This is a genomic window from Vibrio sp. 10N.286.55.E10 (genome assembly GCF_002872555.1).
GTDB classification, from domain to species: domain Bacteria; phylum Pseudomonadota; class Gammaproteobacteria; order Enterobacterales; family Vibrionaceae; genus Vibrio; species Vibrio crassostreae.
Window position 1 is genome coordinate 46,202 of the sequence record NZ_MCSD01000009.1, and the last position, 16,858, is coordinate 63,059.

The 16,858-nt window shown below is 44.7% G+C and carries 14 protein-coding genes; 3 read left to right on the forward strand and 11 right to left on the reverse strand.

Annotated features, from left to right (window positions below):
- Nucleotides 1-2: 2 nt before the first annotated feature.
- Nucleotides 3-2,252 (reverse strand): phosphoenolpyruvate--protein phosphotransferase, encoded by a 2,250-nt coding sequence (gene ptsP, locus BCV39_RS07175; RefSeq protein ID WP_019820560.1) that lies wholly within the window; start codon nucleotides 2,250-2,252, stop codon nucleotides 3-5.
- A 2-nt stretch (nucleotides 2,253-2,254) separates the two neighbouring features.
- Nucleotides 2,255-2,773, reverse strand: a complete 519-nt coding sequence (gene rppH / locus BCV39_RS07180) for an RNA pyrophosphohydrolase (RefSeq protein ID WP_017059335.1) — start codon at nucleotides 2,771-2,773, stop codon at nucleotides 2,255-2,257.
- Nucleotides 2,774-3,389: 616 nt separating this feature from the next.
- Between rppH and mutH the strand changes: the two genes are divergently transcribed.
- Nucleotides 3,390-4,055, forward strand: a complete 666-nt coding sequence (gene mutH, locus BCV39_RS07185; protein ID WP_055319051.1) for a DNA mismatch repair endonuclease MutH — start codon at nucleotides 3,390-3,392, stop codon at nucleotides 4,053-4,055.
- A gap of 89 nt (nucleotides 4,056-4,144) precedes the next feature.
- On the opposite strand, the gene BCV39_RS07190 is transcribed toward mutH, so the two are convergent.
- The 8 genes from BCV39_RS07190 to xerD all read right to left on the reverse strand — a co-directional run bounded on the left by BCV39_RS07190 (nucleotide 4,145) and on the right by xerD (nucleotide 13,597).
- On the reverse strand, nucleotides 4,145-4,456 hold the full coding sequence (locus BCV39_RS07190; RefSeq protein ID WP_004735016.1) for a DUF6482 family protein: 312 nt from the start codon (nucleotides 4,454-4,456) through the stop codon (nucleotides 4,145-4,147).
- 214 nt (nucleotides 4,457-4,670) lie between these two features.
- Nucleotides 4,671-4,922, reverse strand: a complete 252-nt coding sequence (locus BCV39_RS07195) for a hypothetical protein (RefSeq protein WP_004735015.1) — start codon at nucleotides 4,920-4,922, stop codon at nucleotides 4,671-4,673.
- Nucleotides 4,923-5,489: 567 nt separating this feature from the next.
- Entirely contained in the window at nucleotides 5,490-6,824 is a 1,335-nt protein-coding gene (gene vpsR / locus BCV39_RS07205) for a cyclic-di-GMP-binding transcriptional regulator VpsR (RefSeq protein WP_050053118.1), read from the reverse strand.
- Between the two features lie 271 nt (nucleotides 6,825-7,095).
- Nucleotides 7,096-8,628, reverse strand: coding sequence for a lysine--tRNA ligase (gene lysS / locus BCV39_RS07210; RefSeq protein WP_017059330.1), 1,533 nt, complete (start codon nucleotides 8,626-8,628; stop codon nucleotides 7,096-7,098).
- 98 nt (nucleotides 8,629-8,726) lie between these two features.
- A protein-coding gene (gene prfB / locus BCV39_RS07215) for a peptide chain release factor 2 (RefSeq protein WP_100208942.1) occupies nucleotides 8,727-9,825 on the reverse strand; the annotation gives its coding sequence in 2 pieces (ribosomal slippage) (nucleotides 8,727-9,749 and nucleotides 9,751-9,825; 1,098 coding nt in all).
- Nucleotides 9,826-10,060: 235 nt separating this feature from the next.
- Nucleotides 10,061-11,797 carry a single-stranded-DNA-specific exonuclease RecJ gene (recJ, locus tag BCV39_RS07220; protein ID WP_017059329.1) on the reverse strand — a complete coding sequence of 579 codons (1,737 nt, stop codon included), beginning with the start codon at nucleotides 11,795-11,797 and terminating at the stop codon, nucleotides 10,061-10,063.
- A gap of 79 nt (nucleotides 11,798-11,876) precedes the next feature.
- On the reverse strand, nucleotides 11,877-12,656 hold the full coding sequence (locus BCV39_RS07225) for a thioredoxin fold domain-containing protein (RefSeq protein ID WP_102432242.1): 780 nt from the start codon (nucleotides 12,654-12,656) through the stop codon (nucleotides 11,877-11,879).
- Between the two features lie 26 nt (nucleotides 12,657-12,682).
- Entirely contained in the window at nucleotides 12,683-13,597 is a 915-nt protein-coding gene (xerD, locus tag BCV39_RS07230) for a site-specific tyrosine recombinase XerD (protein WP_102432243.1), read from the reverse strand.
- Nucleotides 13,598-13,747: 150 nt separating this feature from the next.
- On the opposite strand from xerD, the gene fldB reads away from it, so the two are divergent.
- Nucleotides 13,748-14,269, forward strand: a complete 522-nt coding sequence (gene fldB, locus BCV39_RS07235; protein ID WP_019820572.1) for a flavodoxin FldB — start codon at nucleotides 13,748-13,750, stop codon at nucleotides 14,267-14,269.
- 130 nt (nucleotides 14,270-14,399) lie between these two features.
- On the opposite strand, the gene brnQ is transcribed toward fldB, so the two are convergent.
- Nucleotides 14,400-15,713 carry a branched-chain amino acid transport system II carrier protein gene (gene brnQ, locus BCV39_RS07240; protein ID WP_102432244.1) on the reverse strand — a complete coding sequence of 438 codons (1,314 nt, stop codon included), beginning with the start codon at nucleotides 15,711-15,713 and terminating at the stop codon, nucleotides 14,400-14,402.
- A gap of 314 nt (nucleotides 15,714-16,027) precedes the next feature.
- On the opposite strand from brnQ, the gene BCV39_RS07245 reads away from it, so the two are divergent.
- Nucleotides 16,028-16,756 carry a methyltransferase gene (locus BCV39_RS07245; protein WP_048662677.1) on the forward strand — a complete coding sequence of 243 codons (729 nt, stop codon included), beginning with the start codon at nucleotides 16,028-16,030 and terminating at the stop codon, nucleotides 16,754-16,756.
- Nucleotides 16,757-16,858 lie beyond the last annotated feature (102 nt).

A 16,858-nucleotide genomic window follows, 5' to 3' on the forward strand; every position in this document is an offset into this window, starting at 1 on the left:
TCCTATTTTTTACCTGCTCGAATGAAGCCTGTAAATTCACGCTCTTCGAAATAGTTCAGCATCATACTATAGATGTCACTACCATACGGTTTTGAAAGTGCCTTATTTGCCAAATCCTGTAATTCAGCCAAGTTCGATTGACGAATCAAATATTTGGTTCTTGCGACATTCGAGGTATTCATACTTAGCGTCTCATACCCCAATCCAATCAATAGCAGCGCGCCCATCGGGTCACCGGCTAACTCGCCACAAATACACACAGGTAATTGATATTGCTTACAAGTATCATGAATTTGTTTTAATGCCATGATCACCGCAGGGTGCATTGATTCATAGACATCGGATACTCGTGAATTGTTCCGATCAACCGCTAATAAATATTGGGTTAAGTCGTTGGTACCGACTGAAACGAAGTCGACCTTATCCGCAATCAGCGGCAGTATGTACAGCATGGATGGCACTTCAATCATGATACCAACGCGAGGCATACGCACTCGGTTATCAAGCTCATGCACTTCGTCATACGCTTGTTCAATCAGTTGTAGCGCGTCATCCAATTCCTGAGCACCAGAGATCATCGGCAGCAAAATGCTCAAGTTATGGCTTTCACAACTCGCACGTAGCATGGCACGCAGTTGAATAATGAAGATATCTGGATGATCGAGCGTAAAACGAATACCACGCCAACCAAGGAATGGATTGTCCTCTTCGATAGGAAAATAAGGTAAGGCCTTATCACCACCGATATCGAGTGTACGCATCACCACTTGTTTCTCAGGGTAACTTGCCAGCACAGAACGATACTGCTTGAATTGTTCATCCTCTGACGGGAATCTTTGCTGTAACAAGAAAGAGATTTCAGTTCGATACAGCCCTACTCCATCAACACCTTGGTTGATGGCGATGTTAGTGTCTGCACTCAAACCCGCATTAAGTAGAATCTCTACTTGCTTGTCGTCTTGCGTTTTTGCCGGTAGGTACAGCTCGCGATTGACCATAGAGGAGAGCTCACTCTCTTCTAGAATCAGCCCTCGATACTCTTTAAGCAGGTTTTTAGTCGGCTCAATAAAGATCTCACCGCTATACCCATCCACAATCGCTCGCTTGCCATTAGCTTGAGCTAGATTGAGATTTACCCCCATGACTGAAGGTATGCCAAGCGCTCGAGACAAAATCGCTGCATGCGAGTTCGCCGCCCCTTCCAAGGAAATAACAGCTAATAGCTTTTCTTTTGGAATAGACGCTAATACCGAAGCGGTTAACTCACGAACCACTAGAATAATCGGCTTATCTAATGTGCGGAGTTCATGTTCAGAGTTATGGAGGAAATAGAGCAACCTTTGTCCGAGCTCTCGGATGTCTTGTGCTCTCTCACGAAGGTACACATCAGACATACGAGCAAAGCGGTTCGAATAGCTCTCAACCACTTGTCTTAATGCCCAATCGGCTTTATCGCCTTTCTGAATTTGACTCTTTAGATCCTTACGCAACATAGGATCGTTGAGTAAGTGAGTAAACAGGTCAAAGATCGCTAATGCGTCTTTATTGATTTCGCTATCTAAGCGCTTTCGCATGCGCTTAAAGTCATTGAGGGCATTTTCAACCGCTACCGCCAACAACTCATGCTCTCTCTCTACATTGAGCGTCGAAGCAGGATAAACATCGGTAAGTTCAGGCTGGGTGTTGTCCCACCATAAATCACCAATCGCCACGCCCGATGAAGCTGCAATACCTTTAGTCGCAGGTAGCTTCTGTTGCTCTAACAGCCAATGACCTTGAGTTTGGGCGTGCGCCACAATAACGGCAAGTTGTGCTGAGAGCGTGACAAGGAAAGATTCTTCCATCTCACTGAATAAACGCGGAGTCTTCTGTTGAATGACCAATACACCGAGTACTTGCTTGCGGTGGATAATCGGAGTACCGAGAAAAGAGTGATAGACGTTTTCTCCAAGCTCTGGAAAAAACTTATAAGCAGGGTGAGCAGATGCTTGTGCAAGGTTGATAGGTTCAGCACTTCTTTTAACAAGGCCAACCAGACCTTCGTCAAAACCAATGTGAATGCTATTGCCTTTGAAGATCAGGCCTTGAGTTGCCATCAACTCAAGGCGCTGCATATCATTATTTGCCAAATACACGGTGCAACATTCCGTCTGCATCGCACTGCATGTCTCTTTCACCAAAATATCAAGAGCCGTCGACACATCTTCAACTCTTGATACGTGTTCAACTATTTCCCTTAGTTGACTGAGCATGCTTAACCTCTACGCAATTTGCGCTTTCCTTTTATTTTTCGCTCTTTAAACGGCATTGCTAAAGATGCGAACTCTTTCATCGCTCGACGGTAAACATCTCGCTTGAAAGAAACAACTTGTCGAACTGGGTACCAGTAACTCACCCAACGCCAACCATCAAACTCAGGTGTACTTCCACGCTGCATATTGATATGCGATTCATCGCAATCTAAGCGCAAAAGAAACCACTTCTGTTTTTGTCCAATACAGACAGGTTTAGAATCCCACCGAACCAGTCGTTTGGGTAGCTTATAGCGTAACCAATGACGACTTGTCGCGACGATCTTTACATCCTTTTTAGTAAGGCCAACCTCTTCATACAACTCGCGGTACATTGCCTGTTCCGGAGTCTCACCTTCATCTATTCCCCCTTGAGGAAATTGCCATGAATGTTGCCCGTATCGTTTAGCCCAGAAGACCTGACCATGGTTGTTACAGATTACAATACCAACATTTAATCGGTAACCATCGCCATCTATCACTGGCCAACCTCTATCTAAATTTTTAATTACTCTGATTTTTCCACATATCCCCAATCGGAGCAAACTTAGTGACGTGATAAGCGCTATATTTATGAATAATAACTAAAGATATGGATAAGTTTTGCTCAAATTCTAGTTACCCACACAATAGTGAGACATAGACCACATTTATTCACCTTTTCTGTGAATAACTATGTGAAGAATTACCCGCAATCGTTTTTTTTAATCCATAGATTCATCAACACAAAAAACGACAAATCAATAAAACTTAATTTATATTCATACAAATCAACCAATTAAAATAATATCTTAGTTTTAAAAAACATTGGAAATGTAAAAGATCTTTCAGAAATTCGACATGGTTAAAGATCAACCACTCCGATGTTTATCCACACTACCAAGTGAAAGATTCATTTTGAACCCCATTTGGCAAGCATTTTATCCACCATAAACCCCTGTTTATTTATCCACTAAATTAATATTTCAATTAATTACCTTTATGTCCTGTGGATAACCCTGAGTTTGATCCCTTTTCTCGCAAGGAGATCATTTCTTAACCAGTCGTCATTTGGTGATAACTTCTGATAAAATCGTTTTTTTGATCATACCTTTTATTATGAAACCAGAACCACAAACACAACAAGAGCTGTTAGAGCGCGCGTATGCCATCGCCGGAATGACCTTTAAAGAACTCGCCGACGAAGCCGAGATGCGGATGCCAAACGACCTTAAGCGTGATAAAGGCTGGGTTGGGCAGTTATTGGAATGGCACTTGGGTGCACCTGCAGGCAGCAAGCCAGAACAAGATTTTGCCAAGCTAGGGATCGAGCTAAAAAGTATTCCGATTGGCTATTCTGGCAAGCCACTCGAAACCACCTTTGTGTGTGTCGCGCCTTTGATGGGTGTGCAAGGCATAACTTGGGAAACCAGCCACGTTCGAAACAAGCTGTCTAAGGTGTTGTGGATCCCTGTCGAGGGAGAAAGAGAGATCCCGTTAGCAGAGAGGCATGTAGGATCCCCTTTATTATGGACACCTAGCCAAGCTGAAGACGAACTCTTGAAAAGAGATTGGGAAGAACTAATGGAATTGATCGTGTTAGGCAATGTGGAGCAAATAACTGCAAGACACGGTGAAGCACTGCATTTACGTCCAAAAGCTGCCAACAGTCGAGTGTTAACCGAAGCTTACGGTGCAAGTGGAAAACCTATCAAAACTAAACCACGTGGTTTCTATCTACGAACTCAATTCACCCACAAATTGCTGACAACACATTACGCATAGATCGTTTAATCGAGCCTCGGTAGCGAAAACTCTCAATGCGTTACAAAAGAGCCTGCAATTAGAATCAATCTCTAGCAACAAACGCTCTCTTAATGAGGTTTAAGCGCCAGTTCAATGTCACAGTAGCTTTGGCTTGGCTCATTACCAAACTCATCATACGCGTTATGTAGGCGAAGATACGCCTTTTCAAAGCCGAGCCGGAGTAACTCCTCTTTCACTTGATCCAAGGATCCAAAGTGAAGCGGCTCGCCGTCTTGCTTTACCGGTTCTAGCTTGTGTTTGTACTCCACCGCCAGTAGATATTCTGAGATATCAGAACAGCCTATAACGTACACTTTTGGAGTTTGATAAGAGTCTTTATGCTCTCCATGTAACCACATGTCTAATTGATGCTTCTGCATAGCCAGCCTCCCTTGCTCTATAAAGCTTAGTAGAACTCTTTTCCTTTACTAGATAACAACTTAAAAAAGCATAGATAACGGCTTAAAAAAGCAAAAAAGAGAAGCAAGAGCTTCTCTTATTTGACCAGTTCTAGTTCAAAAGTTTGCACTTTCGACGCCATAACTATCACTGTGACTTATCTTAGGGGTTGAACGGTGCTATCAACCCCGCAGATTACGTCGGTATTCGCGCACTTAGGACACGACGAAGGTGACGTACTCGACGTTCAATAGTGACAACTTCTGGTTCAGAAAAACCAATAGGTCGACCGTCAGCCTCAAGACCAATATCTCTTAATAAGTGAGTATTGTTCCATGGTAGATCATATGAACTACGACGAACTTTTCGTTGCCATTCACGCTCTTCACGACGAAGATCGGCACGGATAAGGACTGTTGCTAATTTTAAATATACTGAGTGACGCATAATAACTCTCCAGTTGTTGAATAAACTGAGGAAAAATAGCGTGTTAGATAGTGTGAGGGCTTCTCATTTAGCTGCTATTTTTCCGCAGCCAAATAAGGATACGGATCTATTAGTTAGGTTTATCTTGGGTGTTTCGATCGGCCATGGCTGATGTTTGTGACATATCAGTCACCATGTCAGTACACGGATCAAACGACGCGCAAATATGCTGTATAAAATCGAAATGTTTCATTTGCGCCTCCAAGCTAACTAAAAAATCCAAAAAGAAATGAGGTAGTAAAAGCAGACAAGTATTTGTTAAATCTCTGCTTTCACGGGTAAAGTCTAACCAAGTGAGTATATTATTCAACCGATAATTGGTTAACATTTTCAAAACAATGCATTTACCCAAAATATCAGTTGCATATTCATTTAAATATAACATATTCACTATGATTATATAAAATCACAGCATATCTATCTTCGGCTGAGCTAGAAAAGAACTGGCTATCCTTCAGAAACAAAAAAGCCACGTAGATACGTGGCCTTTCATTTACAGTGACTGAATAAAGTCATGTAGAAAAGAGTCTAAACAACCCCTTCAGAGATTAGGCTGTGTTTATTGAGCAATCGGTACATAGTTGCTCGTGATACGCCAAGTTCTTTAGCTGCCAACGAAACCTGACCGCCGTAAGACTCCAACACAATCAGCAGTGCATCGCGCTCTGAACGCTCACGAATACTCTTCAAACTTCGGCGTTCATCATTCTGTTTTGGTAAATCGAGTTGGTGATCCTCAATGATCACCGCATCAGACATCAACACAACACGCTTAATCTGATTCATCAGCTCACGCACATTTCCAGGCCAATGGTAGCGATTCATCGAACGGATAGCATCGTCTGAAAAGCTCTTCGCTTGAGCATTAAACTCTTTCGAGTACTCACGCAGAAAGTGATTAGCCAGTACTGAAATATCACTCACACGTTCTTTTAAGCTCGGAACATGAATACGCAGAACATTAATGTAGTGATAGAGCTCTTCATTAAAATCGCCCTCAATCAACGCCTTCTCGATATCAGAGGAGTTCGCGGCCAGAATACGCACATCAACGGATTTAGGTCCATTAGCGGTTTCAATCTTACCCTCTTGTAAAAAGCGCAACAGATTCAGTTGTTGATTGCGTGGCATCGCTAAAACATCATTAAGCAAGATGGTTCCGCCATCGGCTTCTTCCAACATACAAGGCGCTGTCGCTGGCTGTGCTGAAATACCAAAGACCTCGGCCTCTATTCTCATTTCAGACAAGGCACGACAGTTAACCGTTAAAAATGGCTTCTGTGCTCGCGACGAGTTTTGGTGAATCGAGCGTGCAATCGTCTCTTTACCAGCTCCGCTCTCGCCATAAATCAAGATACTGACATCAGTCGGCCCAATACGCTTCACTTGGTCTCTCAAGCGCTTCACAGCCACAGAGTCGCCCAGCAGGCCCATATTGTTGTTAATGCCGTAGTTTGGCCATACTTTCTGCTCAAGCTTCAGCATACCCAGTTGGTGACCAATGGTACTCAGCAACTGAGCATCTGGGATTGGCGCCGTGAAAAAGTCGATACAGAAGTTAACGATAAACTGGCAGATAGTATCAGAGCTTAATTGCGATTCACGGATAAAGGCGAGCCATCTCACCTGCTTGTTATTGCTCACAAGGTTAGCAATACCGTTGAGACTGAACTCATCATGACTAAGATCGACAATACCAATACATGGGCCAATATCAGCAATCAAGGCATCGGCTTTTCGTAAATCTGCACACTGGGTACACTGCCAACCCACTTGTTCTAACACTGATAACCAGGGTTCGTACGCACCACCAACGACGATAAGAGAACCTGGTAAGGAATCCATCTTAAATTGAGTTCCCATCCTTCTTCCTTATTCTATTTTTATTTAAATCAGGCTAATACGAGTCACTGCTTCATCGTTCGACAAAATGCCGCGAGATCGTATTCAGCGCAGAGGCGTATAGTAGTGAGACTATCTTAGATTTTATGTCTCAATAGTAAGACTATGTCAGAAATAACGATTTTTCGAATCAAGAGTGCGGTACAGACTAGGTTTTGAAGCCCAAAAACAGAAAAAGCCACCCGAAGGTGGCTTTTTAATTACATAGGCTGTTACGCCCTATAAGCGAGAATTACGCTTGTGGACGCATTGCCGGGAACAAGATCACGTCACGGATTGTGTGCGTGTTTGTAAATAGCATTGCTAGACGGTCGATACCGATACCTTGACCTGCTGTTGGCGGTAGGCCGTGCTCTAGTGCAGTAATGTAGTCTGCATCGTAGTACATTGCTTCGTCGTCACCCGCGTCTTTCGCGTTAACTTGCGCTTTGAAACGCTCGTCTTGGTCTTGTGCATCGTTAAGCTCAGAGAAACCATTCGCAACTTCACGGCCACCGATGAAGAACTCAAAACGGTCTGTGAAGAATGGGTTGTCATCGCTACGACGTGCTAGAGGAGAGATGTCCGCTGGGTAGCCAGTGATGAACGTTGGTTGAATTAGCTGAGGCTCAGCCGTTTCACCAAAGATCTCTTCTAGAAGCTGACCACATGTCCAGAACGTTTCTACGTCTACGTGTACAGATTTTGCGATAGCAACCATCTTCTCACGGTCTTGTAGGTCTGCTTCTGTTAGCGCTTGAATCTCAGCGTGCTCAGGGTTGTAGTGCTTGATTGCATCGAACATGCTCATTCGAGCGTAAGTGCCACCGAACTCAACCGTTTCGTCACCGTAAGGCATAGAAGTAGAACCAAGAACGTCCATTGCTGCCGTGCTTAGCATCTCTTCTGTCAGATCCATAAGGTCTTTGTAGTCAGAGTACGCTTGGTAGAATTCCATCATTGTGAATTCTGGGTTGTGACGTGGAGATAGACCTTCGTTACGGAAGTTACGGTTGATCTCGAATACACGATCAAAACCACCAACCACTAGACGCTTAAGGTAAAGCTCTGGTGCAACACGTAGATACATGTCGATGTCTAGTGCATTGTGATGAGTGATGAATGGACGTGCAGTTGCGCCACCCGGGATCACGTGCATCATTGGCGTTTCAACTTCTAGGTAGCCTTTCGCGCTCATGAAGTTACGGATTGAAGATACAAGCTTAGAACGCACGATAAATGCATTGCGAGAATCTTCGTTCACGATTAGGTCAACGTAACGCTGACGGTAACGCATCTCTTGGTCAGTTAGACCGTGGAACTTCTCTGGTAGAGGACGAAGTGCTTTAGTCAGCAATTCAAACTCTTCCATGTTCACGTAAAGGTCGCCTTTACCTGATTTGTGAAGCGCACCTTTAACACCGATGATGTCACCGATATCTAGGCCTTGGTACTTCTCTTTCAGTACTTTTTGTACGTCTTTCGCTGCGTATGCTTGGATACGACCAGAAGTTTCTTGAATCGCAAGGAATGGACCACGCTTCGCCATAACACGACCAGCGATCGCAACGATGTGGTTAAGCTCTTCTAGCTCTTCCTTAGTCTTCTCACCGAATTCCGCTTGAAGATCGCCAGCTAGGTGCTCACGACGGAAGTCATTTGGGTGACCGTTAGCTTTGCAGTTTTGGCGGATGTGATCCAGCTTGCTGCGGCGCTCAGCGATTAGTTTGTTCTCTTCAGGTGAAGAAGCTTCTTGTGCGTTTTCGTTTTGAACAGCATCAGTCATTAGAGATGTACCCTGCTTTTAAAATTTGGACCGCTATATTTTTGCAAATATAGGCATTTTTACCAATATTATTGGTAAAGCTTAATAGTTGATAAAGCTTACAGACCTGATTTCAGGCTAGCTTCAATAAACTTGTCTAAGTCACCGTCAAGAACCGCTTGAGTATTACGGTTTTCGATGCCGGTGCGTAAATCTTTGATACGAGAATCATCCAGTACGTAAGAGCGGATCTGACTGCCCCAACCGATGTCTGATTTCGTTTCTTCGCTCGCTTGTTTTTCAGCATTTTGTTTTTGAATCTCAAGTTCAAAAAGCTTAGCACGTAGCTGCTTCATCGCTTGATCTTTGTTCTTATGCTGCGAACGGTCATTCTGACACTGAACCACGGTGTTGGTCGGAACGTGAGTAATACGTACCGCCGATTCCGTGGTGTTTACGTGCTGACCACCAGCGCCAGAGGCACGGTATACGTCAATACGTAGGTCAGAAGGATTAATGTCGATCGTAATGTTGTCATCAATCTCAGGATAGATAAACGCAGATGCAAATGAAGTATGACGACGACCACTTGAATCAAATGGTGATTTACGAACTAGACGGTGAACACCAGTCTCTGTACGTAACCAGCCGTAAGCATACTCACCAGAGATACGTACCGTTGCGCCTTTAAGGCCAGCAACATCGCCATCAGACACTTCGATAACTTCAGTCTTGAAGCCTTTCGAATCTGCCCAACGTAAGTACATGCGCAACATCATTGAAGTCCAGTCTTGAGCTTCTGTACCGCCCGAACCTGACTGTAAATCGATGTAGCAATCTGATGCATCGTGATCACCAGAGAACATACGACGGAATTCCAGCTTCTCTAGCTTAGCTTCAAGCTCGGCCAGTTCAGGTTCAATTTCATCGAACGTTTCTTGATCTTCTTCTTCAACCGCAAGCTCTAATAGGCCATCAACATCCTCAACACCTTGGTCAAGTTGGTCGATCGTTTCTACTACCGCTTCCAATGCAGAACGTTCTTTACCTAGCGCTTGAGCACGCTCAGGTTCGTTCCATACATCCGGTTGTTCTAATTCTGCGTTTACTTCTTCTAGACGCTCTTTCTTAGCGTCATAGTCAAAGATACCCCCTCAGGATATTTGTGCGCTCAGACACATCCTGCAGACGGTTTTTTATAGGATTGATTTCAAACATTTTAGCTCATCATTTATGAGTAGAATTTAACCGAAGAATTGTACTCAAAAGTGTGACGGAGATACAGAATTTTTTAGAGTGGTGAACCAAGATTCAACAACTTAATGGGATATAAAATTGACAGGCAGAAGAAACACGTAGAATTTGTAAGGGCAGGAAGGAAAACAAGCCCTGTTTTTGAACAGAGCTTGTTGAATTTAGCGCTAGATGATGAGCATTATTGAGCCCAAAATAACTATTTGGCTTCGATATGATCGATCATCAGCTGCAACGATTGGTTACCACGAAATTCGTTGATATCGAGCTTAAATGCAAGATGAACGGTTTTTACTGATGCATCAGGCCAGCGACGTAGGTCGACGTTAAAGGCAATACCATCAATCATCACATTGGTAGGGTGGCCTTTGTAGAGCGGCTCGAGCATCAGCTTAAGGTGTTTTTCACCCACCAGCTTTTGGTGCAGCACTTTAAACTCACCATCGAAAATTGGCTCAGGGAAAGCTTGTCCCCACGGGCCACCTGAACGCAGCGTTTCAGCGGTGTGCATAGAGAACTCTTCTGGTAACAGCTCACCATCAGACAAGATAATGCCCTTCAGTGCTGTTTCTCCAAGTTCATTCTTCACAACATCATTGAACAACTTGCTGAAGCGTTCAAAGTCCTTTTCCATGATGGTTAAGCCAGCCGCCATTGCGTGGCCACCAAACTTAAGAATCAAGCCTGGGTTTTGAGTGTCGATTCGGTCCAAAGCATCACGCATGTGCAAACCTGGAATTGAGCGACATGAACCTTTGATACTGCCTTCGCCGCCATCTGCAAACGCAATCACTGGGCGGTGGTATTTGTCTTTGATACGCGAAGCCAAGATACCAATCACACCTTGATGCCAATCACGTTGGAACAAGGCTAAACCAGAAGGCAGGTCGTCTTTACCAAACTCAAGGCGCTCACAAAAAGCCATCGCTTCTTGCTTCATGCCCTCTTCGATCTCTTTACGTGTTTGGTTCAAACCATCCAGTTCACTTGCCATTCGACGCGCTGCATGGATGTTGTTACTCATTAGTAGCTCAACACCAAAAGACATGTCATCCAATCGACCAGCTGCATTGATACGAGGACCAAGAGCAAAGCCAAAATCAGACGCCACCAAACGCTTAGCGTCTCGCTTAGCGATTTCGATCAAGGCTTGAATACCCGGACGAGCTTTACCCGCACGAATACGTTGCAAACCTTGATGCACTAAAATTCGGTTGTTTTCGTCGAGTGGGACCACGTCGGCAACCGTACCCAGCGCCACAAGGTCAATCAATTCCATCAACTTAGGTTCTGTCATGCCGCGCTCTGCAAACCAACCCAACTTACGCATGTGAACACACAATGCCATCATCAGATAAAAAGCGACACCAACACCCGCTAGGGCTTTCGAAGGAAAAGCACAGCTCTCAAGGTTTGGGTTAACCATCGCATCGACCATTGGCAGTTCATTGCCCGGCAAGTGATGGTCGGTAACCAGAACCTCTAGTCCTTTCTCTTTAGCGAAGCGAACACCTTCAATAGAAGAGACACCGTTATCAACCGTCATGATCACTTCGGCGCCAAGCTCGATTGCCTGTTCGACAACCTCAGGGCTCAAGCCATAACCATCTTCAAAACGGTTTGGTACCAGATAATCGACGTTAGAACTGCCCAACATACGTAGAGCAAGTACGGACAACGCTGAACTGGTTGCGCCATCGGCATCAAAGTCACCAACAATGATGATGCGTTTTTGCTGCTGAATGGCCTTGAACAACAGTTCAACCGCAGCATCAATGCCACCCAGTTTTTGATAAGAGTGCAAGCCTTTCGCTGCTGTCTCTAGTTGGTCAGCACTGTCGATTCCACGACTCACATAAATACGCTTTAATAAGTCAGGTAAGTGAGCAGGTAAGACTGAAATGTCGACCTCTGGACGGCGTTGGATCTCTATCATATAAAAATGGGCCCGATATCAATCAGGCCTCTCCTTAAATCAAAAACATGGGGGATAAATGGCAATACAGAAAACGAGATTATTGCTCTAAACGTTGAAGAAGTTGTGCTGGCGGCAAGTAACCACTCACCAACTCACCACTTGCTAGTACGATAGCCGGTGTACCATTGATGCCAAGCTCACGACCCAATTGGTATTGTTTAGCAATGATCTGCTTCTGCTCTGCTAGGTCTTTACCAGACGCTGGCATTTGACGATTTACTTTAGCGTCATGCATAGCTGTTTTTGGATCATCTGACGCCCAGATTGCCGCCATTTGATCAGCAACTTGTCCTGTCGCGCCTTGACGCGGGTAAGCCATGTAGCGAACGGTAATACCCAGATCGTTGTAGCCCTGCATTTGGCTGTGCAGACGAACACAGTAGCCACAGGTAATATCCGTAAATACCGTCACAACGTACTTTTCGTTATCAGCTTTATATTCGATAACCGTATCCGACATTGCTGCTACTTTTTCAGCATTCAACGGAGCTTGACGCTCAGCCAAAACATCACTGAACTTGCCGTTGTCATCCAAAGAGTAAAGTGTGCCGGCTAGAAAATGGTCGCCCTTAGGAGAAGAAAAGATAATGCCGCTGTTGGTTTGAACTTCTAAAAGACCATCGATATCCGAAGGAACAATCTTATCGACCTTAATGCCGATCTTTTCAAAACGCTTAGTTAACGCTGCAGTATCAATAGCTTGAGCAGGAGCAGCTTCTACGGCTGTTGACGTTGTTTCTACTTTCGCTTCTGATGCATTACATGCAGTAATCATAAGAGGAATCGCTAGTAGAGGAAGACGGCGTAATACGCTCATTAAGTTCACCTTAAAAATAAATGGATTTAAGCACGTGGGTGATGCTGCGCGTGAATTTGCTTCAGCCTTTCAGTCGCCACGTGAGTATAAATTTGGGTTGTCGATAAGTCACTATGCCCAAGTAACATCTGTACGACCCTGAGATCTGCGCCATAGTTCAGTAAATGCGTCGCAAAAGCGTGTCTCAATACGTGGGGTGACAACAATTCTGTGTCGATACCGGCGACGACCGAGTAGTACTTGATACGATACCAGAACGTCTGACGGGTCATTTGCTTGGCGCGTTTACTCGGAAAAACCACATCAGAACTGTTTTCGCCAAGTAGATGTGGACGACCTTGCTCAATAAAAGTCTCTATCCAATCGACCGCATTTTCGCCCATGGGTACTAAGCGCTCTTTACCACCCTTACCAATAACACGCACCACGCCCTGTCTTAGGCTGATGTTTTCCATCGTCAAGCTAACCAGTTCTGTCACACGCAAACCGGTTGCATAGAGTAACTCAAGCATCGCCTTATCGCGAAGCTCAATCGGATCGTTCGGATCTGGCGCATCAAGCAAAGCATCAACCTGCTCTTCGCTCAAATCTTTCGGCAAGCGTTGCGGCAACTTCGGGCTGATCAACAAAGCACTTGGATCATCACCTCTGATTTTCTCGCGGTGTAAGTATTGGAACAAGCGACGAATCGCCGACAACATACGGGCACGAGAAGTCTGCTTAAAATCAGCGTCGGCTAACCAGCCTTGATAATCCTGTAAACCTGAAAGGCTAATGAAGTCGAGGCGGTAATTGTTCTTTTCCATCCACGCTAATAACTTGGACAAATCGGTACGGTACGAGACAAGCGTATTCTCCGATAATCCTCGCTCCATCCACATAGCATCTAAAAACTGCTCAACGAGACCGTGGTCTTCGCTCTGCCCTTGAGGCGACTGCATAGTGTTACTCACAATATTGGAAACTGTTTTGAGAGTATGCCAGAGCAAATATGAATGCCATAAAAATTACGACTTGAGCGGATAATCGCTGCAATCGAAGTCGATTTATGGTTAGAATTCGCCATCTGAAATTAAAATCGAACGTTTGCTATGAAAATTGGATTATTTTACGGCTCAACCACCTGCTACACAGAAATGGCAGCAGAGAAAATTCGCGGCATTATTGGTGAAGACCTAGTTGATATCCATAACGTGAAAGAAACCCCTCTTTCATTGATGGCGGACTACGACCTTTTATTGCTGGGCATCTCGACTTGGGACTTCGGTGAAATCCAAGAAGATTGGAATGAACTGTGGGAAGACATCGCAACCACGCCAATGAAAGGCAAGGTTGTGGCTCTGTTTGGTTTAGGTGACCAAGAAGGCTACGGCGAATGGTTCCTTGATGCGATGGGTCTGTTGCATGATGAACTGAAAACCGCTGGAGCAGAGTTTGTTGGCTTCTGGCCAAACGACGACAGCTACGAGTTCGAAGCGTCTAAAGCGTTAACGGAAGACCAATCTCAATTCGTTGGTTTGGCGCTTGATGAAGATTCACAATACGAGCTTAGCGATGACCGTATCGCAAGCTGGGTTGAGCAAGTACTGGTTGAGTACAGCGAAAAGCTATAACCAAACAGAAGTACACCTAACTAAGTAGCTGAATATAAAAAGACCACAGAATACAAAAAGGCCTCATTACTGCGAAGTAATGAGGCCTTTTCTATTTCATCTCGAAGAACAATCTAATCTCAACGGAAGATTAAACAGTCTCCTCAGCCATCTCTTGCTCTGTTGATTTACCAACGAAGAACATACAGATGATTGCAGCAGTCGTTGGAAGCAACCAACCCATACCGATCTCAAACAGTGGCAGCATCTTAAGTGCAGACACGTCTACACCCGCTACTTTAGCGCCATCAATAAGAGCAAACAGCAGTGACACTAATACTACTACGCGGTAAGCCACTTTTGGATTAGGGAAACGGCTACGCAAGAATGTCAGAGCAACCAACGCGATAGCGACTGGGTACAATGCAAATAGTACTGGAACAGACAGAGAAATCAGTTGAGAAAGACCAACGTTTGCAACGGTTGCACAAGCCACACCGTTGATGATTACCCAAGTCTTGTAAGACAGAGGCGTTAGCGAGCTGAAGTAATCCGAACATGCTGACACAAGACCAATCGCCGTTGTTAGACACGCTAATAGTACGATCACAGAAAGCACTAGCTGACCAGAAGGACCAAACAACGATTGAACGTATAGGCTTAAGATAGCACCGCCATTGTCTGCACCAGCTGCGACTGTTGCACTTGTTGCGCCTAGGAAGAATAGAGAGATGTAAACAAACGCTAGACCCGCTGCGGCAATACAACCCGCGCTAATTAGGTACTTAGTCGTCGCAGCACGGTCAGTAATGCCCTTGCTACGAATCGCATCAACAATCAGCATACCAAACATCAAAGAAGCAAAAGTATCCATGGTGTTGTAGCCTTCAAGGAAACCTTTGGTCAGTGGTTGAGTGATGTACTCACCGTGAGCCGCAAGAATATCACCTTGAGGGTTAACGAACACAGCAATCGCCAGTACAACCAAACCAACGAACAGTGCAGGTGTCAGTACCTTGCCAATAACGTCAATAAGCTTACCTTGCGACCATGAGAAGAACATCGCTACTACAAAAAATGCAATCGAAAAGAGAGTTAGGTGAGCTTGAGAGGCATCGATGAAGAACGGTTTCACCGCCATCTCATAGGCAACAAGGCCAGTACGTGGTGCAGCAAATGCAGGACCGATAATGATAAAGATCAGAACAGCCATGATAGTTGCAGCTTGCTTTGGAAGATCTTTAGTTAAGTGACCCCAAGAGCCACCAGCCACAGCGACCGCGACGATAGTGATTAACGGCAGACCAACGGCAGTCAGCAGAAAACCAGACATCGCTGGAAGGAAGTGATCACCGGCTAATTGGCCAGCTAGAGGTGGGAAGATGATGTTACCCGCACCCAAGAAAAACGCAAAAAGCATAAAGCCCAATGCCATTATATCTGTTAGTTTTAGACTCTGTTTCACAGATAATCCTTAATTATATTTATGAGTTTATGTTGTGCTTACATGAATGTTACAGCTAAAAGCTGCCAATCAATCTATAAAATAGTCGCGCATAATGACGAAACACTTGGCTAGCTGCAAGTCACCACACAAAAACACCATATAAATTTGCATATGAGAACAAAAAGCAGTGGATTACACTGGCTATGGAAAAATAGCCACAATTATAAACTAACCATAATTCACAACAATATTTTCCCAAGCAGAACATTGATTCATACAAGCGGTTAACATTAGAGCTAATCACTTAAAATATCTTGATACTCAGAACATTAATGAAAGACAAAACAGTGCAAACTAAAAGCTTCAATTTTAAGCAATTCTCAATTTACGGCGGGCAAAGCGGTATGCCAGTCAGTACCGATGGCGTGTTACTTGGCGCGTGGGTAAGCCTGCCACAAAGATCATGTGTACTCGATATTGGAACAGGAACAGGTCTGCTGGCCTTGATGGCTGCGCAGCGTTTTGAGGATGCTTCAATCTCTGCGATAGATATTGATCAACACGCCATTGATGCTGCCACTGTCAATATTGAGCAGTCGCCTTGGCAAAATCGTGTCTCGCTTCATCACGACAGTGTGTTATCGGCAAGCTTTCCACAGAAGTTTGATGCGATCATCTGTAACCCGCCCTACTTCAACTCTGGAGAACAGGCGCAGCAAAGCCAAAGAGCCACCGCCAGACACACCGACAGCTTGGATCACCTAGCGCTTGCTCAACGTTGTTTCGAGATCACAACCGAAGCCGCGACGGCCAGTTTCATCCTACCGACGCCTGAGGGGGAAGGTTTTATCAAGCTTGCCGAGCAATGTGGTTGGTATCTAGCAAAACGCCTTGATGTGAGAACAACAGACAAGAAACCGGCTAGCCGAATTCTATTTGAGTTATCTAAAGATCCTGCCTGCGAGCAAGATTTGCAGCGCGAATCGCTTACAATTCACCATCAAGGTGGTTATAGCGAAGCATTTATTGCGCTCACGAAAGATTTTTATCTCAAGATGTAGCAAATACCATGTGATCCTAATCACTAATGCTTCTATAATGTCCGACTACTCTTTTTTATCGTCTGCTTTTTGAGGCAGAAACATTTATTGCTTGTGGAGAAA